The following is a 20,986-nucleotide window of genomic DNA, read 5'->3' on the forward strand; positions in this document are numbered from 1 at the left end:
GCAAAGCTTGCTCGCGAAGAGGCCAGCACATTCAACAGTGATGTCGCCTGTTAGACCACCATCGCAAGCAGGCTCGCTCCCACAGTTGATCGGGTTGCACACAAATACCCAGCCCGACATAGAACCCCGGCAGGAGCGAAGCTTGCTCGTGAAGAGGCCAGCACATTCAACAGTGATGTCGCCTGTTAGACCGCTATCGCAAGCAGGTTCGCTCCCACAGTTGATCGGGTTGCACACAAATACCCAGACCGACATAGAACCCCTGTAGGAGCAAAGCTTGCTCGCGAAGAGGCCAGCACATTCAACAGTGATTTGCCTGTTAGACCGCCATCGCGAGCAGGCCCGCTCCCACAGGGGACGGCGATAACCCTTAGCCCAGCGGACCACCGCACGCTTTTGCCCATGACATAGAGGTCAATCCATGAGCGTGCATGAACTCAAACGTCCGCCCAGTGCGGACACTGCCGAGTGGCAGGTCAAGGCGCCCCAGGCCTTGGAGCAATTGCGCCACTGGGGGCAGGTCGCTCCGTTGCAAACGGCGTTGCGGCACAAGCGCCACGGTCAGTGGTTTGTCTGGCGCTGGATCGATGCCTTGCGCGATGTCGAGCGGTTGGCCGATGGCTTGCGCCAGCAGGGTTTTACTGAAGACTCGCGGCTGGCCCTGAGCGGTGCCTTCGAACCGGATCTGTTGCTGCTGGCCTTGGCTGCGAGACATTTGGGCGGTGAAGTGCTGACAGTGTCCGACACCCTCGACACCGAGGCGCTGCACAAAGTGCTGTGGCGCAGCCGGCCAACTCACGCCTTCGTTCAGGGCCGGCAACCCCGGCAACTGTGGCTCAACCACGGCCAATCGCTGTTGGATTTCACCGAGCTGCTCGGCCCGGTGGAGCCGCCGCAACGCCTGCGTCTGGGTAGCGTCGGCGCCCAGCTCTGGAGCGAAGAGGGCACCCAATGGCAGGACGGCCTCGGTGTGTTGCTCGATCAATGGCTGGCCAGCGGCCAAGCCCTGGCCTTCCCGGAAAGCCCCGGCAGCGCCAGCCGTGATCGCCGGGAAGTCGTCCCGTCCGGGTTGGTGCTGTCCGCCGAACGCCTGCAACGGCTGGCCGATGAAATCGACAGCCGTCTCGCACCGCTGGGCACCTGGCGCCGCCGCCTCTGCGACTGGGCCATCGCCCACCCAGAGAAAGGCTTGCAACGGCTGATCAAAAACCGCGTTCGCCGACTGCTGGGCTTCAACAACCTGCATTTCATCTGGCAAGCCCCCGCACGCCCGGCGCTCAACCCGCGCCAACCTGGCTTGCCGAATTCAAACGGGACATCGCATGAGCTCGACCGATTCCATCCTGCAAGTCAGTGGCATTTCCCTGTCGTTCAAAGGCGTGAAGGCGATCAACGACTTGTCCTTCGACGTGCGCAAGGGCGAGATCTGCGCGCTGATCGGCCCCAACGGCGCGGGCAAGAGTTCGCTGCTTAACGTACTGAACGGTGTGTACTGCCTTGATGCCGGCTCGATAGTCTTCGAGCAGCAGCCATTCAAGCGCATCGACCCGCTGAGCGCCGCGCGCAGGGGCATCGGTCGTACGTTCCAGAACAACGCGCTGTTCAAGAAAATGAGCGTGATCGACAACATCCTCACAGGCCTGTCCCGGCATCTGCGCAGCAGTTTCATTGAGCAGGCGCTGGGCTTGCCGAGAGCCCGCCGAGAAGCCGAAGACTTCCGCCAGCAGGCCCAGGGCATTCTCGAGCTCCTCGAACTGCAAGCCTGTCGCGACGTGCCGGTGGGCAATCTGTCCTACGGCCTGCAAAAGCGCGTGGAGCTGGGCCGCGCCTTGATCGCCGGCCCGCGCCTGTTGTTGCTCGACGAACCGATGGCCGGGATGAACGCTGAAGAAAAACAGGAAATGGCCCGGTTCATCGCCGACATCAACCGCGACCTCGGCACCACCGTGGTGCTGATCGAACACGACATGAGCGTGGTCATGGGTCTGTCCGACCACGTGGTGGTGCTTGATTACGGGCGTAAGGTCGGCGACGGCACGCCCGCCGAAGTGCAGGCCGATCCCGACGTGATCGCGGCGTATCTGGGAGTGGTGCACTGATGACGTTCTTCTTCGAAACCCTGCTCGGCGGCTTGCTCGCCGGGACCATGTATTCGCTGGTTGCCATTGGTTTTGTGCTGATCTACAAGGCCAGCGGTGTGTTCAATTTTGCCCAGGGTTCGATGCTCCTTTTCGCCGCGCTGACCTTCGTCAGCCTGCACGACCAGGGCGTGCCGTTCGCCTTGGCATTGTTGCTGAGCGTCGTGGTGATGATCATCGGCGCGTTGCTGATCGAGCGGCTGGTGCTGCGGCCATTGGTCAATCGCTCGCAGATCACCCTGTTCATGGCCACCCTCGGGCTGTCGTTCATCATTGAAGGCCTGGCCCAAGGCTTGATGGGTTCGCAGGTGCGGGCGCTGGATCTGGGCATCGACGACGTGCCGATTTTCATCGGCGGGTTGATGGTCAGCCAGTTCGATCTGATCGCCGCCGCAGCCGCCATCGTGCTGGTGACGGTGTTGGCGCTGCTGTTCAACAAGACCCGGATCGGCGTGTCCCTGCGCGCCGTGGCGGATGACACCACCGCCGCCTTGTCGATCGGTATCAACCTCAATCGTATCTGGCAGATCGTCTGGGCGGTGGCCGGCGTGGTCGGGCTGGTGGCCGGGTTGCTCTGGGGGGCGCGGCAAGGGGTGCAATTCTCCCTGTCGCTGGTGGTGCTCAAGGCCTTGCCGGTGTTGATCATTGGCGGCTTCACCTCGATCGGCGGGGCGATTGTCGGCGGGCTGATTGTCGGTGCGGCGGAGAACCTTGCCGAGGTCTACATCGGCCCGCTGATCGGCGGCGGCATCACGCCGTGGTTCGCTTACGTCCTGGCTTTGGCCTTCCTGTACATCCGTCCCGCCGGCCTGTTCGGCGAGCACGCCATCGAGCGAGTCTGAACTCATGTCGATTTCCCTTACCCGTGAAACCGCGCCATCGGTGTTGATCCAGCGGCGTGTGCCGTTTGGGTTGCCGGGCCTGTTGTTGATCGCTTTCGTGATCGTGCCGCTGACCGGCAACGACTATTGGCTGAATGCGATTTTGATTCCTTTTCTGGTGTTGTCCCTGGCCGGGCTCGGCCTCAACCTGCTGACCGGATACACCGGCCAGACCTCGGTCGGTGCGGCCGGGTTTATGGCGGTCGGCGCTTTCGCGACCTACGGTTTTCTGCTGCGTTTGCCGGAACTTGGTTTGCCGGTGGCACTGCTCGGTGGCGGATTGATCAGCGCCGTAGTGGGTTTCGTCTTCGGTCTGCCGAGTTCGCGGATAAAAGGCTTTTACCTGATGGTCACGACGCTGGCGGCGCAATTCTTCCTTGAGTGGCTGTTCGTCAAATTTCCCTGGTTCTACAACTACGGCTCCTCGGGGACCATCTCCGCACCGAAACTGGCGCTGTTTGGCCATGACCTCAATACCCCGGTCGGCCGTTATTTGCTGACGCTGACGACGGTGCTGCTGTTGACCTGGATTGCGATCAACCTGGTGAAAAGCCAGATCGGCCGCAACTGGATGGCGATCCGCGACATGGACACTGCCGCTGCCGTCATCGGCATCCCGGTGGTGCGCTACAAGCACCTGGCGTTCGCCGTCAGCTCGTTCTACCTCGGCATCGCCGGTGCGCTGTGGGCCTTCGCCTACCTGGGCACCGCCAGCGCCAGCAGCTTCGATATCAATCGGTCGTTCCAGATCCTCTTCATCATCATTATCGGTGGCATGGGCAGCATCGCCGGCAACTTCGTCGGCGCGGCGTTTATCAGCCTGCTGCCGATCCTGCTCAGCCACGCCGGGCAGGCCTTGTTCGGTGGAGCGGTGGACGCCGGGCAACTGCAAAACCTGCAAAAAATCATCTTCGGCGTACTGATCATCCTGTTCCTGATCAAGGAGCCGGAAGGCCTGATTCGCCTGCTGAACAACCTTCGTGAACGGCTGCGTCACTGGCCGCTGCGCTTCTGAATTCCTGACCTGGTAGAGAGACAACATGCGTGCATCCTTGAAACGTTCACTGGTCGGCGCCGCTCTGACGCTGGCAGTTCTCAGCAGCGCGGTACCGGTGGTCCAGGCTTCGCCGGACCAGCAATTCTTCCCGTTGGCCACTTACCGCGTCGGCGCCTACGCCTCCAGCGGCGTGCAGGTGTGGGCCGGGATGCTCGATTACCTGAACTACATCAACGAGGTGGAGGGCGGGATCAACGGCGTGAAACTGGTCTGGCAGGAATGCGAGACCGAATGGACGGCGGAGAAGGGTATCGAGTGCTATGAGCGCTTCAAGAAAGGCCTGGATGGCGCCCCGGTGGCGATCTATTCCCCCAACGGCGCCCCGGCGGCGTATGCCCTGAGTGAGCGGGCCGAGGTCGACAAGATCCCGCTGATCACCCTCGGCTACGGCCGCACCGAAGCCACCGACGGCACGGTGTTCCCCTACAACTTTCCGGTGATGCTGACCTTCTACAGCGAGGCGTCGAGCCTGATCAACTACATCGCCCAGCGCGAGGGCGGCTTCGACAAACTCAAGGGCAAGAAAATCGCCACGGTCTACCACGACTCGGCTTACGGTCGCGAAACCCTTGGCCCGCTGAAATTGCTGGCCGAGAAGTACGGTTTCGAAAACATCCAGATTCCGGTAGCGGATCCGGGCAACGAACAGTCGGCGCAATGGCGGCAGATTCGCCAGCTCAACCCGGACTGGGTATTCCTGCGCACCTGGGGTGTGTCGACGCCGGTGGCAGTGAAGACGGCTGCACGTTTCGGCTTCCCGGTGGACCACATCGTCGGCGACATCTGGGCCAGCTCCAGCGAAGACGTGTTGCCCGCAGGCGCCGCCGCCAAAGGTTATCTGGCGCTGACGCCATACCCGGCCGGCACGGATTTCGAGATCCACAAACGCCTCAAGCAATACATCCTCGACCAGGGTAAAAGCGACCTCAAGGACCTGAAGAATTTCGGCAGCGTCTACTACAACTCCGGGCTGGTGAATGCGGCGGTAATGGTCGAGGCGATCCGCACGGCGCAGGGCAAGTTTGGTAAACGTCCCTTGAATGGCGAAGAAGGTCGCTGGGGCCTGGAACACTTGAACATCGACGACGCTCGACTCAAGGGCATGGGCTACTTCGGGTTGATGCAAAACCTCAAGTTGTCCTGCAAGGATCACGAGGGCGGTGGTTCGGCGCGGGTCCAGCAGTGGGATGGCGCCAACTGGACGCTGATCAGCGACTGGATCCCGGCGGATCGCGCCTTGCTGCGGCCCTTGATCGATGAAAAATCAGCGGCGTTCGCCAAGGAAAAAGGCCTGACGCCACGTACCTGCAACGGGGATGAGTGAGCCATGAGCCAGGCCGTCAGCGACATTGCCGCCAATGACCTGTTGCAGGTCAAAGATATCGAAGTGATCTACGACGGCGCGATCCTCGCCGTGGCCGGGGTGTCGCTGACGGTGCCCAAGGGCGGCATCGTTGCATTGCTCGGGGCCAACGGCGCGGGCAAAAGCACCACGCTCAAGGCGATTTCCGGGCTGGTGCGCGCCGAGCGCGCCGAAGTCAGTCGCGGCAGCATCGAGTTTCTGGGGCGCGATACGGCGGGCGTCGATCCGAGCGTGCGGGTGCGCCAGGGCATGGTGCATGTGCTGGAAGGTCGACACGTGTTCGCGCAGTTGACCGTCGAGGACAACCTGCGCAGCGGCGGATTTGTCCGGCGCTTGAGTCGCCAGGACATGGCCCGGGATCTGGAGCGCATCTACGCCTGGTTCCCCCGGCTGAAAACCAGGCGCAAGACCCAGGCCGGGCTGACGTCCGGCGGTGAGCAGCAGATGGTCGCCATCGGCCGGGCGTTGATGACGCGTCCTACTTTGGTACTGCTAGATGAACCTTCCATGGGTTTGGCGCCTATTATCGTCCAGGAGATTTTCGAGATCATTGCCCAGCTCAATCGCGACGGGCAGGTGAGCTTCCTGATTGCCGAGCAAAACATTAATGTGGCGCTCAAGTACGCCTCCCACGCCTACGTGCTCGACACCGGGCGCGTCGTGTTGTCCGGCAGCGCCGAGGCACTGCTGGCGCGTGGCGATTTGCACGACTTTTACCTGGGCAAACACTGACCATGAGAACGCCATGAATCAAACCTCCAGCGGACAGGCGACCGACGCCATTCGCCACGCAGACATTCTGATCATCGGCGGCGGCCTCAGCGGCGCGATGCTGGCAGCGCAGTTGTTGCGTTTGCCCGGCCGGCGTTCACTGCTGGTGATCGAACCGCGCACCGAACTCGGCCGGGGCGAGGCCTACAGCGCAGTCGAGTTGGGCCATACGCTGAATGGCAACGCGGCGCGGATGAGCGTCGACCCGGACAACGCCGATGACCTGACCCAATGGCTGACCCAGTACATCGCGGCCGGTGGCTGGCCGGAGTCGGACCAGCAGCATGTACCAGTTAGTCAGTTGTTCCCGCCTCGGGGGATTTTCGGCCTGTACGTGCAGCAACGGCTGGCCGAAGCGCAAGCGGTTGGGGCGTTGAACGGTTCGAGTGTCGAGCATGTGCGGGCTGAAGTGGTTGACCTGCAAACCCTCGATGATTCAGTGCGGTTGACCCTGAGCGACGGTCAACGCTTGCAGGGGACTTTTGCGGTGCTGGCCACCGGGATGTTCCCCGCCGCCCGCACGCCGCAGACCGAGTCCAGCGGTTTGAATGCGGCAGCGCTTGACCCGTGGGATGTCGCCGCCATGCGGCAACTGGACCCGCAGTCCACGGTGCTGATCATCGGTTCGGGCCTGACCATGGTCGATGCGGTGGTGTCGCTGGAACAGGCCGGGCATCGCGGGCCGATTGAAGTGTTCTCCCGGCATGGGTTGCTGCCGCATGTGCGGCGCCAGCCACCGGCCTGGGTGGATTTCCTGGCCGAGGACCACAGCATTCGCTCACCGCGCCAGTTGTTGCACGAGCTGCGTCGGCATTGCCGGGACGCCATCGCCCAAGGCATCGACTGGCAATCACCGCTCGACACCGTGCGGGCGCACATCGGCCGGTTGTGGAGCCAGGCGACGGACGTGCAGCGCCGGCAATTCGTGCGACACGTGCGGCCGTGGTGGGAGAGTCATCACCACCGCTCGCCACCGCTGAGTGCCGAACTGGTGGCGCGACTGCACGGGGAACGACGGTTGCGGATTCAGGCCGCATCGTTCAAGGGGTTGCAGCCTTCTTCGAACGGTGAAGTGCGCATACGAATCCGACGCCGTGGCGAAGTCGAAACGGTGGTTGTCAGCGGCGCGGCGTTGATCAACTCCAGCGGCATCGAATATGACTGGCGCCGGGTCGCCCGACCGCTGCCACAACAGTTGCTGGCCCGTGGGCTGATCAGGCCGGGGCCGTTGGCGCTGGGGATTGCGGCGGTGGTAGACGGCGCGGTGCTGGACGCCGAGGGGCGGGTTGCCCGACGGTTGTTTGCCATGGGGCCGCCGTTGCGTGGCATGTGGTGGGAGAGTACGGCGGTGACGGACGTGGCGAGCCAGGCCAAGGCGTTGGCGGCGCGATTGGCTGGAGGCAAAACTAAACTCTAGCAAGAGAGTCTAGAGCCAGGCGAGAAACCTGTGGCGAGGGGGCTTGCTCGCGCTGGACTGCGCAGCAGTCCCCTTTCTGTCCGGGATAAGGGGCCGCGTCGCGACCCAACGAGAGCAGGCTCCTCGGGCTTTCATCCCATTCCACTCTCAACGCGGCGTACTGCCCGCCAGCTTGGATACCCACGAAATGTTAGCGTTCTGCGCCCAATACAACATCGTTGCCGATGTGGAAGTGATCGCCATGAGCGAGATCAACGAGGCGTTCGAGCGATTGGAGAAAGGCGAGGTACTTTATCGGTTTGTGGTGGATATGCAGCAGGGGCTTTAAGCGGCCTGGGGATGCGTGTCTCTCATCGTAGCCTTCTATCTCTTACTCAAGACGTATCAGGAATCGGAATCCCATGAAAGCACTGATCTTCGGCGCCACCGGCATGGTCGGCCAAGGTGTACTGCGCGAAAGCCTGCTCGCGGCAGATGTCGAGCAGGTGGTTGTCGTCGGCCGAACGCCGGTCGAAACGACGGACCCCAAGCTGCAATCGCTGGTGGTGCCGGACTTGACCCGGCCAAGCGCAGTCGAAGGGCAGCTGCAAGGCTTCGACGCCTGCTTTTTCTGCCTGGGCGTTTCATCGTCCGGGATGGATGAAACGCAGTATTCACGCCTCACCTACGACCTCACCCTGGCAGTGGCCGAGGTGTTGGCGCGGCTCAATCCGAACATGACCTTTGTGTATGTTTCGGGCGCCGGTACTGATAGTTCCGAAAAGGGCAAGAGCATGTGGGCGCGGGTCAAGGGGCGTACCGAGAATGCGCTGCTGCGCTTGCCGTTCAAAGCGGTTTACCTGTTTCGACCAGGGGTGATCCAGCCGTTGAATGGCGCGGTGTCCAAGACCTCGGCATATCGCTGGACTTATATCGTGATGGGGCCGTTATTGCCGCTGTTGCGCAGGCTGTTTCCCCGGCACGTCCTGACTACCGTTTCGGTCGGGCGGGCGATGTTGGGGGTTGCTCGGCATGGCGCGGCGATTGCGGTGCTGGAAGCGCCGGATATTCAGGCAGCGGCGCTCAGGGGTTAGTGAACCGGGCGCCGAACTCCTGTGGGAGCGAGCCTGCTCGCGAAAGTGGAGTGTCAGGTAAGGTTGATGTGGTGTGTGATGGCCTCTTCGCGAGCAGGCTCGCTCCCACAGGGGAGTTGTGGTGTTTGGGAGGGGGCATGCGTTATTGAGCATTTCGATCAAGCTCTCGGGCCAGATTGTTTCGTGTGTTTGCTGCAATTGGGGGACGGCCACCATTTGTGCTCGGTCATTAGCTTGGTGACGAGGAGTCTGGCGGCGTTGCGTGGGCGTTTTACCAGATACTACTAGTTGTTCTAGGAGTTTCCCTATCGTATTAGGGGAATAAGTACTCTACTTTTGCGCCAGTTGAAGTTTGAATCGTACTAGTTTATTGAGCGAATTTGAACATGGGATCGCTTTATTAACCATTAGAGAGTTTTTTATGGACTATGACTATACTCCGCTTGAAGATTTACTGCCGGCGCCGATTATCACTCCGTCGCAAGCCGGCGCTGTTCGCCTTAGGGATATAGTTGACGGTAATGGTTTTATCGTTGTCGATGCTTATCCAGGCATCGATGTGGGGCAGTATGTAAGCATGTGGATTACCGGTTCCGGTATATCGGGATCGGGCGCTTATGTCGAGGACGTCAACGAGCCAGTTAAGGGGGCGATTCATCCTAATTTGGCCAATGCAGATAAGGTTTATGTCCATTATGTCGTTAAGTCGGCCAAACAAGGCGGCGTGGTACTGTTTAGCTCCAAGAGAAATGAGTACAAAGTAGATAGATCTAACTGAGCTTGATGGCCCGGTTCCAAGGATCTTCGCAGTATTCGCTGCAAAGGACTTCGCCGAAGCCCGTTTTGCCGGACCTTTGAATGGTTGGGTTAATAACTCGATTGTTTGAAGGTCGCTTGCCGTGTGACCAGGGCAGCTCCACAGGGGATATGGGTGCTTGGGGGATCTCAGGCGTTTCCCAGCATTTCGATCAATCGTTCTGGCCAGACCGTTTCGCTGGTTTCTTTCAATTCGGCGACGGACCACCATTTGTGTTCGGTCATGACCAGGGCTTCATCGGCAGTCCAGCCATCGCGTGAAAGCTGTTCGCCATCGGCGCGGACGACGAAATAGTGCTCAACGGACAACACGGTCTCACCGCTGGGTAGCATCATCGTAAAGTTGCGCTCGGCTACGCAGGTGCCGACATTGTTGACCTGCAACCCCGTTTCTTCGAGCAACTCGCGAATCGCCGCCGCTTCAAAGCTTTCACCTTCCTCGACACCGCCCCCAGGCGTCGCCCAATAGTCGCGACCGTTCAGGGCATCACCCAGGTGCTGAAAACGAAACAGCAGCACCTGGCTGGAGGGATTGATGACGAGTAGCCTTGCTGCGTTGCGTTGGCGCATGAGCCGTTTCTCCATCCCTGGAAAGTGCCAGGAGGGCATGTGTGACGAGGTGGCAAGCCCGCTCGCCACAAATCCTGTGTACGTCCGTTGTTACGCAACCACCTGATAACAGGGTACATACGCTGCGCCACCCGGCAGTTTCATTCGGTGCTGCGCAACGAAAGCCTTGAGCAGTTGATCCAGCGGTTGCATCACCGCCGCGTCGCCACGGATCTGATACGGCCCGTGTTCTTCGATCAGCCGAATACCCTTGTCCTTGACGTTGCCGGCAACGATGCCGGAGAACGCCCGGCGCAGGTTGGCGGCGAGTTCGTGGGCTGGCAGTTGGCGGCTCAGCTGCAGGCTGGCCATGTTTTCGTGGGTCGGGTCGAACGGGCGCTGGAAGCCCTCGTCGATCTTCAGCAGCCAGTTGAAATGGAACGCGTCGTTGCGCTCGCGGCGGAACTGCTTGACCTCTTTCAGGCCTGCGGTCATCTGCCGTGCCACTTCTGCCGGGTCGTCGATAATGATCGTGTAATGCTGCTTCGCCGCTTCACCCAGGGTGGCGCCGACGAACGCGTCCAGTTGCTCAAGGTACGGCGCCGCATGTTTCGGCCCGGTAAGGACGACCGGGAAGGGCAGGCCTTCGTTGTCCGGGTGCATCAGGATGCCCAGCAGGTACAGGAATTCCTCGGCAGTACCGGCGCCGCCCGGGAAGATGATGATGCCGTGGCCGACGCGGACAAAAGCTTCCAGGCGTTTTTCGATGTCCGGCAGGATCACCAGTTCGTTGACGATCGGGTTTGGCGCTTCGGCGGCGATGATCCCTGGTTCGGTCAGGCCCAGGTAGCGGCCGCCGTGGATGCGCTGCTTGGCGTGGGCAATGGTCGCGCCCTTCATTGGGCCTTTCATCACGCCGGGGCCGCAACCGGTGCAGATGTCCAGGCTGCGCAGGCCCAGTTCGTGGCCGACTTTCTTGGTGTATTTGTATTCTTCGGTGTTGATCGAGTGGCCGCCCCAGCACACGACGATCTTCGGCTCGACGCCGGGGCGCAGGGTGCGGGCGTTGCGCAACAGGTGGAAGACGTAGTCGCTGATGCCCTGGGAGGTGCTCAGGTCGATGCGTTGGGCATCGAGTTCGTTTTCGGTGTAGACGATGTCGCGCAAGGCGCTGAACAACATTTCACGGGTGCTGGCGATCATTTCGCCGTCGACGAAGGCGTCGGCCGGGGCGTTCAGCAGTTCCAGGCGTACGCCGCGGTCTTGCTGGTGAATACGGATTTCGAAGTCCTTGTAGGCTTCGAGGATGGTCTTGGCGTTATCAACGTGGGCGCCGGTGTTGAGGATGGCCAGGGCGCACTGGCGGAAAAGGGTGTAGGTGCTGCCGGAACCGGCTTCGCTCAGTTGCTGAACTTCACGTTGGGACAGGGTTTCCAGGCTGCCTTTGGGGCTTACCGAAGCGTTGATTACTTGTCGTTGGGACATTCAATGATCCTTAAAACGATGCCATTCATAGAGGAGGAGCGACTGGCATTCGAATAATATGTATCCATGAAAGAAGATGGCACGAACTGCGGTGTCTCGCCATGTTCTCCTTTTGATGATGAAAAGATGAAAAGGAGCCCCAGCATAGCTAAATCCTGCGATGAGGCGATAATGCCCCGCATTCTTTATTGCCCACTGACTCAAGGACGCTAGCCAAGATGTTTGAAATCCAGCCGATGAATGCCGAAACCTTCCGACGCCAGACCCGGCGCAGCACGGTGATCATCGCCCTGATTTTCCTGGCGCTGGCGATGGTGCTGTCGACCGCGGCGGTGGCGCTGTTCGGCGAACCCGGCGGCGACAACCTGCGCTTCAACGTTGGCGGCGTGTTTGTCGCGGTGCTGCTGATGGCGGCGCTGATGCGCGGCAAGTTCTGGAGCCAGGCGTGGATGGCCCCAGCCGTCTACGGCTGGCGGCTCAAGCGCAGCCTGATGAGCGTCACCAACGTCATGCACCAGGTGACGGCGGCGGTGGAGAAGGACGATCCGAGCGCCATGAAGCTGCTGCGTTTCTATCATCTGGGGTTGAGCCAGATGCATGAGCTAGACGCAAACTCCAGCGATCACAGCCAGTTGACCCGCGAGATGGATCAGCACAAGGCGCGGATGGAAGCGTTGGGCCTCGACATTGAGCAGACGCAATTGAACCCGACATGGCTTGAAGCGGTGAAGCAGTCGTCCCGGTAACGACTATAGTGGGGGCTGAGGTCGGGCATGGATCGGCCGATCTCTTGGTCAAGGAGGCGACCAGGAAGCATCGCCTCTTCATCACAAATCAGGGAATGTCATGGGGCATCCGTCAGTCAAAGTGCGTATTGAAAGCCTTCAGCCAACGGCGTCCTTGCTGGCCGAGCAGGTCGAGGCCAAGCTCAAGGTTCGTTATGCCGTGGTTTTGTTGGTCGCGGTGTGCCTGTCCATGTCCGCCATAGCGATTTGGGAAGGCTGGAATTCGCGTCAGTACCATCTGCATGACCAGGAAGTGGCGATGTCCAACCTCGCCCAAACCCTCGCGTCTCAGGCGCAGTCAACGATCAAACAGGCCGACACGTTGCTGTTTACCCTGGTCGATCGCGTTGAAAAGGACGGGATGGGTCAGGCACCGTATACCCGAATACAAAGTCTGCTGAGTGCGCAACGCAGTGAGCTGTCCCAGCTCCATGGTTTGTTTATCTACGACGAAAACGGGCGTTGGCTCGTCAACTCCAACGGCGCCATTGTGCCAAATGCCAATAACGCTGACCGTGAGTACTTTATCTTCCATCGTGACCATACCGACCGTGGCCCGCATATCGGTCCGTCGATAAAGAGTCGTTCGACCGACGAGTGGATCATGACGGTGTCGAGAAGGATCAATCATTCCGACGGCAGCTTCGCCGGTGTGGCGTTGGCAACGATTTATCTCAATCATTTCCTCGCGCTGTACGACAGTATCGACCTGGGCAACAACGGCGCGATCAACCTGATTGCGGACAACGGCACCATCGTTGTGCGTCGGCCCTTCAACGAAGCCGAAGTCGGCACCAGCGTTGCCAACGGGCCGTTGTTTACCCAGTTTCTACCCGGTGCCAGCTCGGGGACGGCAACGTTCAAGTCGGTGATCGATGGCGTTGAGCGGGTGCTCGGATTTCGACGGGTGAGTGGTTATCCGCTGATCGTCTCCGCAGCCCTCAACAAGGAGGAAGTGCTGGACGGCTGGCGGCAGGAGTCCATGAACAGTGCGATTATCGTGTCACTGCTGCTGGCGTTCCTTGGTGCGCTCGGTTATCGGCTCATTCGGGTCATGAAGCAACAGAATCACATTCAAAGTGAACTGCTGGGGGCCCAGGAAAAACTCATCGAAGTTAACCGCAGTCTGGAACTGCTGGCCCTCGAAGATGCGCTGACCGGACTGTCCAATCGGCGTCAGTTCGATCTGTTCATGGTGGCGGAAATGGGCCGCTCCCGGCGCAGCCAGACCGGTCTTGCGCTACTGATGATCGATGTCGATCACTTCAAACTGTTCAACGATCTCTACGGGCATTTGGCCGGTGATGAGTGCTTGCGCAATATCAGCGCCATCATCAAAGACAACATCAAGCGCCCCGCAGACCTGGCGGCGCGTTATGGCGGTGAAGAGTTTGCGGTGGTGCTGCCCGGCACTGACTACGTCGGGGCTTTCCTGGTGGCGGAAAAAATCCGTCGTGCGGTTCAACTGGCGGGTATCAAGCACACTGACAGTGCCGAAGGGACGGTGACGGTCAGCCTGGGTGTCTGCGCCTACGACCCGGCGTCGCAAGCCACCTCCGACGATTTGATCGGCGCCGCCGACAAGGCGTTGTACGTGGCCAAGGCCAGTGGCCGGAACATGAGCGTCATCGCCAACTGAGTTCAGACAAAGCGCTCGTAGCCTTGCTCCTGCAGTGAACAGTGCCGATCACAACGGTGCAGGTAGCGCGGCATCCGAGCTCACGTTGCCCGACGCAACCTCCACAACTGGAACAGCCGAATGTAAACCACCAGATTAACCGCCAGCACCACGCTGCCCAGCACCAGTTGAATCGTCGGTGTCAGTCCGGCCGGGTAAATGACCGGCAAAACGTAATGCTCGACGAAACCGCCGCCATAAACGGTTTGCCCGGCGGCCTCGCGCATCAGGTTTTCCCAATAGGTCAGCGGGCAGGTCAGGTGAAAGACTTCCACGATCACACCCCACGCGGCGGCGGGCAGGTGCCACCAGATCAGGTGGCGCCATTTGAGCACCAGCAGCCCGCCAAACAGCACGAACAGAATGAACAACAGGTGAAACAGCACCAGTCCGTCCGCGGCGATTCGGTAAAGCATGTCGACTCCCTGACTTTTTAAGTGAATCGCTGCATGTTACTCGGGCTGGTGGCCTGCGCTCTATCGATTCAATGCGCCCAGTACGTCTTTCAAACGCGCCACGGTGGTTTCGCCACTGCGTTGCATGGGCGCGCGCAGTTCGTCGTCGATCAAGCCTTGCAGGGCCAGGGCGGTTTTTACCGGGGCGGGGTTGGGTTCGATAAACAGGCTCTGGATCAGTGGCAGCAACCGGAAGAATGTCGTTCGGCCAGTCGCGAGCTGGTTGTCGCGAATCTGTCGGTACAGCGCCACAAACAGCTCGGGATGCACATGGGCCGAGGCGGCGATCGCGCCTGTCGCTCCGAGGCACAAGGCGTTGAAGATTTGCGGGTCTTCGCCGCACAGTACGTCAACCTTGCCACTGGCCAGCAGTGCCAGGGTCGTCGCCTGATTGCCGCCGCAATCCTTGATTGCAACGATCCGCTCATGAGCGACGATGCTGAGCAAGGTCGCTTGCTCGAACGCCACGCCGGTACGGTAGGGGATGTCGTAGAGAATGACCGGCACGCTGGAGGCGTCGGCGACAGTCTTGAAAAAGGCTTCGAGGCCCGCTTGGGACGGACGGATGTAATACGGCGGCGGCACGAGCAGGCCGGCCAGGGGCCGTTTCAGGATTTCGTTCTGGAACTGCAGCAACTCGGTCAGGTTGTTGCCGGCCAGACCCATGATCACCCGCTCGGCGGGCACCAACTCAAGCACAGCGTCGAGCACCGCCAGTTGCTCATGTTTGCCCAGCGCCGCGGCTTCCCCGGTGGTGCCACAGACCACAACGCCATCCACGCCGTTTTCCAACAGATGGCTGACCAGCCGCCGCAACCCGACGAAGTCGATGGCGCCGTGGTGAAACGGCGTGACGAGAGGGACCCAGATACCTTGAAACGATGACATGTTACTTCTCCTGAAGGTTGACCGATGTCGTCACCGTCAGAAGCGCAGAAGGAAAGTAAGCAGGGGAAGGGTGCCCGTCGCGCTCAATGTCCTGTCAGCTCATCTGACGGGACAGCGCGCCCCGGTCACATGAGCGACTGTTTCTTCGATTTGAGGGTGTTCGCAACGCAACCTTGCGCCTTGGCATTCAAGCCACTGACGATAGAGTTGAGGTTGAAGGTTGCGGACATGTTGCTGACACCCTGATTGAGGCGCCCAGTTTTAAAAGGCTGCGCGCGGTTTGTCAATTGCCTTGTCAATCCCGGAAATCGCCGAACTCGGCGCACATCCGCCCGTTGTGCTTGGCCTGATACAGCAGCTTGTCGACCTGTTCGACGAAATTCAGTGCGCTATCACCCAGGTGTACGACGGTGGTGCCAACGCCGAGGCTCAGGGTCACCAGCGCTGAAACCGACGAAAACTCATGGGGAATGTGCTGCTGGCGAATCAAGTGCAGGCATTTGCGCGCCACCAGCCTGGCGGACTCGGCATCGGTTTCCGGCAGCAGCCAGACGAACTCTTCGCCGCCGATCCGGGCGATGAAATCCCGTGGCCGGTTGGCGGCCAGGGACAAGGTTTGCGCCACGCGCCGCAGGCATTCGTCACCCTGGATGTGGCCGTAGTGATCGTTGTACTGCTTGAAGTAGTCGATATCCAGAATCAACAGCGACAGCGGTAGCCCGGTGCGCTGGGCGTTGCTCCATTCGCGTTCCAGCACGGTGTCGAACATGCGCCGGTTGGCGATGCCGGTGAGGCCGTCCTGGAACGAATATTCTTCGAGCTGTTTCTGCAGGCGAATCAGGTGTTCTTCGGTTTTCTTGCGCTCGCTGATGTCGAACATGAAGCCCACCAGCGCCTCCACCTCACCGTCCTTGCGCACCACGTGCACCACATCGCGAATCCACACGTAGTCGCCGTTTTCGGTCAACGCGCGATAGTCGGCCTCATGGTCGACACCGGCCCGCGATTGCGACACGCAGAAGTCCACGACGTAGTCGCGGTCATCCGGGTGCATGCGCTCGACCCAGTCATTGACCGAGGTCCAACTGTCCTGCTTCCAGCCCAGCACGCTTTCGATTTGCGGGCCGATGTAGCTGAACGTCATGGTTTTCCAGTCGATCCGCCAAGGAATCGCCTTGGTCGACTCAAGCAGGGTTTTGTAGACATCGCTGTCGGTATCGACGGAACTCATAAAGGGCAGGCCTCAAGGAGAAATTCAGGGCCATCATGTTGATACTGCGGTGGCGAAGCAAGCCGGCAGCCGATGAAAGGCAGCGCAACAGGGCCGTGACGCGATGTGTAGCAGCTGGCGAAGCCTGCGTTCGGTCCGAACGCGGCCCGAACCGAACGCAGGCTTCGCCAGCTGCTACAAAGAGCGTGTTTCTCCTGCGATCTTCTGAGCTGAGCGGTATTAGGGCAACAGGCTCTCCTTGAAAGTGCGCAAGATTGTTCAAGCCTTCGGCGGCGTCTGCTGGCACAGTTGTTGGTCTTTCCATGGGTTGTAGAGCGTTATGTCGAATTCACTCATGCCGCGCACTGCCTTTCTGCGGGGCGCGGCGGCGATCATGCCGCTGTCCCTGGCCACCGCACCCTGGGGGCTGCTGGCCGGTTCCATGGCCATCGAGGCCAACCTCACGCCCCTGCAAGGTCAGGGCTTGTCGAGCATCGTGTTTGCCGGTGCCGCGCAACTGGTGGCGATCGGCATGCTCAAGGGCGGGGCCGGGGTCTTTTCGATCCTGCTGACCACGCTGCTGCTGACCTCCCAGCATTTGCTGTACGGGATGAGCATGCGTTCGGTGATTTCACCGTTGCCGGGTCGCTGGCGGGCGGGGTTGGGCTTTTTGCTCACCGACGAGTTGTTCGCCCTGACCAGCCAGCACGACAAACAGCAGTTCAACCGCTGGTACGCCTTGGGCGTGGGGCTGACGTTCTACATTGCCTGGAACCTCTTCACCCTGGCCGGCATCGTGCTCGGCAGCAGCATTCCGGGCCTGGAACATCTGGGGCTGGACTTCTCCATCGCGGCGACCTTTATCGCCCTGATTACACCCGTGGTGCGTAACGTGCCGACGGTGGTCTGTGTGGCGGTGTCGCTGTTCTGTTCGGTGCTGTTCAGCTATTGGCAATGGGGCTCGGCCCTGGTGCTGTCGGGGCTGGCGGGCATGACCGCCGGGTTTATCTGCAACAAGCTGTATGCGGGGCGTACATGATCGTTTGGGCAGTGATTATCGGCATGGGCGTGTTGGTGTTTCTGAACCGCTACGTGTTTCTTGAGCCGCGATTGCCAGTGCGCTTGAGCAGCAATGCGCGGCAGTTTCTCGGGTTTGCGGTGCCGGGCATGCTCACGGCCATCTGCGGGCCGATTGTGTTTATGCCGGACAAACAATTGAACCGGCAGTGGGACAACCCTTATTTGCTCAGTTCGCTGGTGGCGGTGGGGCTGGTGCTTTATACCCGTAACACGCTACTCAGCATGCTGTTGAGCATGGGCTTCTTCTTTTTGCTGCGCTGGTGGCTGTAGGCCGGGGTGGCGAAACTGTTCTACGCTTAAAGCTGATATCTGATCGCTTCAGGAAGAGAGGTGGACATGGCAACCGATCCAAAACAGCCGGACCTGGATGAAGGCACGGATGAGCCGAGCGAAGAAGAGATTGAGCGCCAGAGACGCTCGACGCCGGACTGGAAGCATCCTGACGACGGTAAAGAACTGTCAGATCGCGACGTAGAAATTCCGCTTAAACCTTAAAGTCAAAAGATCGCAGCCTTCGGGGATTGTGTTTCTATGTAGGAGCTGCCGAAGGCTGCGATCTTTTAAGCAGCATCAAATCGCTTCATTCCAGCGTATTTGCGTAATACCCAATTGCAACGCTTTGTCCCGCGCGGTTTCGAGGTTGGTGTAGGAGGCAATCTTGTGGCCGGATTCGGGATAAGCGTGTGCCGAGGCCGAATGAATTGCCTGCACATCGGAAAACCCCACCGCCAGTTTGAAAAAGTGCCGGCGCACACCGTCGAGCAGATAATGCACGGCATAAGGAACAAGTTCGCTCATGTATTCCTCCTGAAGCCAGCCAAAACTTTGGCCCAGTCGTCGAATAGGGAACTTAGAGGGATCTGCGGTATTGGCGTCATGCAGAAATGGCTCTCCTGAAAAAGAAGCTGGTTGAGCCTCTTTATTCAGAGTGTTTCCGTTCAGGGTTCGTTCAGTTCTTATGCAGTATTCGCCCGCAAGCATTGCCCTGGTGTCCTGTCTCGCAAATAGTGTTCCTTTTTAACGGCGTCTGTTGCCGTCATGCTGAGTTGCCGCTCCTCGCCATCACTGGCGATGACTCGTCGCGGCGCCTTGCCTGACGACGACAGCCACTCGTCAAAAGAGCAACGTATTTGTGAGACAGGACACTAGACGTCTTCCCGCTGAGGGAAGTCGGGATGCGCGGCTCGATAACCGAGTGTTTTATCGATCCAGGCATTAAGTTCATTCACCATCACCGGCGGCTTGCCCGGATAGTGTTGCAGGGTTGAGCGCAGCGTGCTGTTGATGTCAGCGATTGAGCGCAGGTTTCGAGTCTTTATGTAATGGCTGATAAAGCAGTCGAGTTGCAAACGTTCTGTCATCGAAAGGTAGACACACTCCAGCCCGCCGACTTGATGGGTTGCAAAATCGTCGCGCACTGGTTTCTCTGCAAGGTATATAAAAGTTGTCGGGATTTCTTTGGGTTGCTGACTCTTTGGGCAATTGGGCGATGCTTATGGAAATACGGCGCGCATGCTATCTGTAGTCATTCTGAATGTAGGTATGACGGTTGAAATGTCAAACCAGCGGTTGATGCGCAAAATGGCCGCGCTTATATCAGTGTCTCGTTACTGAAACACTCGATGTACGTTTGAGTTTTCAATTTTTACAGGCAGGTTCATCAGGCGCCGGCTGAAGATTTTCAGCCTTATCTGCGTCAGATGACATGCGCCCGCTGCAACTCGGTCAATGCCAACGCCTTGAGTCGTGCGAGCAACGGATCGCGCCGATCACGGGGATGGGCCAGGTCTACCGCCAGTTCCTGGCGAATGCTGCTCGGGCGATTGTCCATCACCAGCACCCGGTCACTCAGGTACAGCGCTTCATCGACATCATGGGTCACCAGCAGCAGGGCGATGGCGTGGCGCTCGGCCAGTTGCAGCAGCAGGTCCTGGAGTTTCATCCGGGTGAAGGCGTCGACCGCGCTGAACGGTTCGTCCAACAACAGCACCTGCGGGCGTGAATACAAGCCGCGAGCAATCGCCACCCGTTGTGCCATGCCGCCGGACAAGGCCTTGGGCAATGCCTGGGCGAAACCGCCGAGGCCGACTTCTTCGATCAGTTGCGCGACCCAGGCCTTGTCGTAATGACTGTCGGCGCTAAAACCGATGTTTTGTTCCACCGTCAGCCACGGCATCAGCCGCGGTTCCTGGAACACAAACGCCACTTCGCCGGCATTGTTGCGCAACTCACCCTGAAAATCTTTCTCCAGCCCGGCAACGATTCGCAGCAGCGTGCTTTTGCCGCAACCGCTGGGGCCCAGCAAGCTGACGGCTTCCAGGGCCGCAATTGCAGGTGAATGTTGTTGAGCACGGTGGTGGCGGCGAAAGTTTTGCGCTCCACCCGAATGTCCAGCAGGTGTTCGGTCATGGCTCAACCCTCTGCGCTTTGGCCGTTGAACGTGTCGCGCCAGGCCAGGAAGCGTTTCTCCAGGCCGGCGAGGATGCCGTCGCTGAGTTTGCCCAGTACCGCCAGCACGATGATGGCGGCCAGGACGATGTCCGGACGTGAGGTTTCGCGGCCGTCACTGAGCAGATAGCCCAGGCCTTTGGTCGCGGCGATCAGTTCGGCGGCCACCAGAAACATCCAGGCCAGGCTCATGCCACTGCGCAGTCCGGTGAACAGGCCGGGCAGGGCGGCGGGCAACAAAATCCGCCGCACCAGCCGGCCCCGACTGAAACCATACATCTGCCCGACTTCCACCAGTTTGCGGTCGATGTCGCGGATCGCCGCGACGCCGTTGAGGTACACCGGGAAGAAGGCGCCGATGGCGATCAGGACGATTTTCGAGGTCTCGTCGATGCCCAGCCATAGCAGCAACAGCGGCACCCAGGCCAGGCTCGGAATCGAACGCAGACCGGCGAAGGTCGGCTCCAGATACGCTTCGGCTTCGCGGCTCAAACCGACCCACGCGGCAAACACCAAGGCCAGGCTCGCGCCGATGGCGAACCCCGGCAGCACCCGCAACAGACTGGCGCTGATGTGCTTCCATAGCGCGCCTTCAGCCAGATCATTCAGGGTCAGGGCCACGTCGCTGGGGGCGGGCATTTGGTAGGCAGGCAACCAGCCGATGCGTACGACGAATTCCAGCACGATGATGATCAGCATCGGCAGGGCGAGACCTTTGAGGCGTCGTTTCCAGGCGTTGCCCAGGCGACGCGGTGCGGGCAATGCCAGAGGGGCGGGGAGGTTTTTGCTTTTGCTGGTCATGGTTTTCTCCAGACAAGATCAAAAGATCGCAGCCTGCGGCAGCTCCTACAGTGGGATATGCGTTCCCCTGTAGGAGCTGCCGCAGGCTGCG

Annotated in this window: 22 protein-coding genes and 2 pseudogenes; 15 read left to right on the top strand and 9 right to left on the bottom strand. The window is 60.0% G+C overall.

Going from position 1 to position 20,986, the window contains the following annotated elements:
- Positions 1–421 precede the first annotated feature (421 nt).
- The 10 genes and pseudogenes from JFV26_RS25760 (at position 422) to JFV26_RS25805 (ending at position 9,478) form a co-directional block, all read left to right on the top strand.
- A pseudogene (locus JFV26_RS25760) lies at positions 422–1,326 on the top strand (AMP-binding protein).
- Positions 1,323–2,099 carry an ABC transporter ATP-binding protein gene (locus JFV26_RS25765; protein ID WP_201196330.1) on the top strand — a complete coding sequence of 259 codons (777 nt, stop codon included), beginning with the start codon at positions 1,323–1,325 and terminating at the stop codon, positions 2,097–2,099. The pseudogene JFV26_RS25760 and the gene JFV26_RS25765 overlap by 4 nt, the downstream one beginning before the upstream one ends.
- Complete coding sequence (locus JFV26_RS25770) at positions 2,099–2,980, top strand: branched-chain amino acid ABC transporter permease (protein ID WP_201196332.1); 882 nt, start codon at positions 2,099–2,101, stop codon at positions 2,978–2,980. Before JFV26_RS25765 ends, JFV26_RS25770 begins: the two co-directional genes overlap by 1 nt.
- Before the next feature lie 4 nt (positions 2,981–2,984).
- Positions 2,985–4,034, top strand: a complete 1,050-nt coding sequence (locus JFV26_RS25775) for a branched-chain amino acid ABC transporter permease (protein WP_201196334.1) — start codon at positions 2,985–2,987, stop codon at positions 4,032–4,034.
- 25 nt (positions 4,035–4,059) lie between these two features.
- Complete coding sequence (locus tag JFV26_RS25780; RefSeq protein WP_201196336.1) at positions 4,060–5,400, top strand: ABC transporter substrate-binding protein; 1,341 nt, start codon at positions 4,060–4,062, stop codon at positions 5,398–5,400.
- Between the two features lie 3 nt (positions 5,401–5,403).
- Positions 5,404–6,171 carry an ABC transporter ATP-binding protein gene (locus tag JFV26_RS25785; protein ID WP_201196337.1) on the top strand — a complete coding sequence of 256 codons (768 nt, stop codon included), beginning with the start codon at positions 5,404–5,406 and terminating at the stop codon, positions 6,169–6,171.
- A 13-nt stretch (positions 6,172–6,184) separates the two neighbouring features.
- A complete protein-coding gene (locus tag JFV26_RS25790) occupies positions 6,185–7,627 on the top strand; it encodes an FAD/NAD(P)-binding protein (protein WP_201196338.1) in 1,443 nt (480 codons plus the stop codon).
- A 43-nt stretch (positions 7,628–7,670) separates the two neighbouring features.
- On the top strand, positions 7,671–7,955 hold the full coding sequence (locus JFV26_RS35030; protein WP_201196339.1) for a hypothetical protein: 285 nt from the start codon (positions 7,671–7,673) through the stop codon (positions 7,953–7,955).
- 73 nt (positions 7,956–8,028) lie between these two features.
- Positions 8,029–8,700: an NAD(P)H-binding protein gene (locus JFV26_RS25800; protein ID WP_201196340.1), complete on the top strand. Its 672-nt coding sequence runs from the start codon at positions 8,029–8,031 to the stop codon at positions 8,698–8,700.
- 370 nt (positions 8,701–9,070) lie between these two features.
- A complete protein-coding gene (locus tag JFV26_RS25805) occupies positions 9,071–9,478 on the top strand; it encodes a hypothetical protein (RefSeq protein ID WP_201196341.1) in 408 nt (135 codons plus the stop codon).
- A 167-nt stretch (positions 9,479–9,645) separates the two neighbouring features.
- Here the strand turns inward: JFV26_RS25805 and JFV26_RS25810 are convergent, their stop codons facing one another.
- A complete protein-coding gene (locus JFV26_RS25810) occupies positions 9,646–10,086 on the bottom strand; it encodes an NUDIX hydrolase (protein ID WP_201196342.1) in 441 nt (146 codons plus the stop codon).
- Between the two features lie 90 nt (positions 10,087–10,176).
- On the bottom strand, positions 10,177–11,550 hold the full coding sequence (gene ppnN, locus JFV26_RS25815) for a nucleotide 5'-monophosphate nucleosidase PpnN (RefSeq protein ID WP_201196343.1): 1,374 nt from the start codon (positions 11,548–11,550) through the stop codon (positions 10,177–10,179).
- Positions 11,551–11,768: 218 nt separating this feature from the next.
- Between ppnN and JFV26_RS25820 the strand changes: the two genes are divergently transcribed.
- Both JFV26_RS25820 and JFV26_RS25825 read left to right on the top strand, forming a co-directional pair.
- Positions 11,769–12,296 (top strand): DUF3087 domain-containing protein, encoded by a 528-nt coding sequence (locus tag JFV26_RS25820; RefSeq protein WP_201196344.1) that lies wholly within the window; start codon positions 11,769–11,771, stop codon positions 12,294–12,296.
- Between the two features lie 100 nt (positions 12,297–12,396).
- A complete protein-coding gene (locus JFV26_RS25825) occupies positions 12,397–13,974 on the top strand; it encodes a sensor domain-containing diguanylate cyclase (RefSeq protein ID WP_201196346.1) in 1,578 nt (525 codons plus the stop codon).
- A gap of 80 nt (positions 13,975–14,054) precedes the next feature.
- Here JFV26_RS25825 and JFV26_RS25830 read toward each other — a convergent pair whose 3' ends face one another.
- The 3 genes from JFV26_RS25830 to JFV26_RS25840 form a co-directional block, all read right to left on the bottom strand.
- Positions 14,055–14,429 carry a DUF2784 domain-containing protein gene (locus JFV26_RS25830; RefSeq protein WP_201196348.1) on the bottom strand — a complete coding sequence of 125 codons (375 nt, stop codon included), beginning with the start codon at positions 14,427–14,429 and terminating at the stop codon, positions 14,055–14,057.
- A 60-nt stretch (positions 14,430–14,489) separates the two neighbouring features.
- Entirely contained in the window at positions 14,490–15,356 is an 867-nt protein-coding gene (gene dapA, locus JFV26_RS25835; RefSeq protein ID WP_201196349.1) for a 4-hydroxy-tetrahydrodipicolinate synthase, read from the bottom strand.
- 295 nt (positions 15,357–15,651) lie between these two features.
- A complete protein-coding gene (locus tag JFV26_RS25840) occupies positions 15,652–16,587 on the bottom strand; it encodes a sensor domain-containing diguanylate cyclase (RefSeq protein WP_201196351.1) in 936 nt (311 codons plus the stop codon).
- Positions 16,588–16,906: 319 nt separating this feature from the next.
- On the opposite strand from JFV26_RS25840, the gene JFV26_RS25845 reads away from it, so the two are divergent.
- The 3 genes from JFV26_RS25845 to JFV26_RS25855 all read left to right on the top strand — a co-directional run bounded on the left by JFV26_RS25845 (position 16,907) and on the right by JFV26_RS25855 (position 18,141).
- Complete coding sequence (locus tag JFV26_RS25845) at positions 16,907–17,605, top strand: AzlC family ABC transporter permease (protein WP_201196353.1); 699 nt, start codon at positions 16,907–16,909, stop codon at positions 17,603–17,605.
- Positions 17,605–17,916 (top strand): AzlD domain-containing protein, encoded by a 312-nt coding sequence (locus tag JFV26_RS25850; protein ID WP_446739951.1) that lies wholly within the window; start codon positions 17,605–17,607, stop codon positions 17,914–17,916. The genes JFV26_RS25845 and JFV26_RS25850 overlap by 1 nt, the downstream gene beginning before the upstream one ends.
- A gap of 66 nt (positions 17,917–17,982) precedes the next feature.
- A complete protein-coding gene (locus JFV26_RS25855) occupies positions 17,983–18,141 on the top strand; it encodes a hypothetical protein (RefSeq protein ID WP_201196356.1) in 159 nt (52 codons plus the stop codon).
- Positions 18,142–18,216: 75 nt separating this feature from the next.
- On the opposite strand, the gene JFV26_RS25860 is transcribed toward JFV26_RS25855, so the two are convergent.
- The 4 genes and pseudogenes from JFV26_RS25860 to JFV26_RS25875 form a co-directional block, all read right to left on the bottom strand.
- Positions 18,217–18,444, bottom strand: coding sequence for a DUF6555 family protein (locus JFV26_RS25860; protein WP_201196358.1), 228 nt, complete (start codon positions 18,442–18,444; stop codon positions 18,217–18,219).
- Positions 18,445–18,791: 347 nt separating this feature from the next.
- Entirely contained in the window at positions 18,792–19,064 is a 273-nt protein-coding gene (locus JFV26_RS25865; protein ID WP_201196359.1) for a hypothetical protein, read from the bottom strand.
- A gap of 278 nt (positions 19,065–19,342) precedes the next feature.
- Positions 19,343–20,055 (bottom strand): annotated as a pseudogene (locus JFV26_RS25870) (ABC transporter ATP-binding protein).
- Positions 20,056–20,058: 3 nt separating this feature from the next.
- Positions 20,059–20,895, bottom strand: coding sequence for an ABC transporter permease (locus JFV26_RS25875; RefSeq protein WP_201196361.1), 837 nt, complete (start codon positions 20,893–20,895; stop codon positions 20,059–20,061).
- Positions 20,896–20,986 lie beyond the last annotated feature (91 nt).

The organism is Pseudomonas sp. TH31, from assembly GCF_016650815.1.
GTDB lineage: Bacteria > Pseudomonadota > Gammaproteobacteria > Pseudomonadales > Pseudomonadaceae > Aquipseudomonas.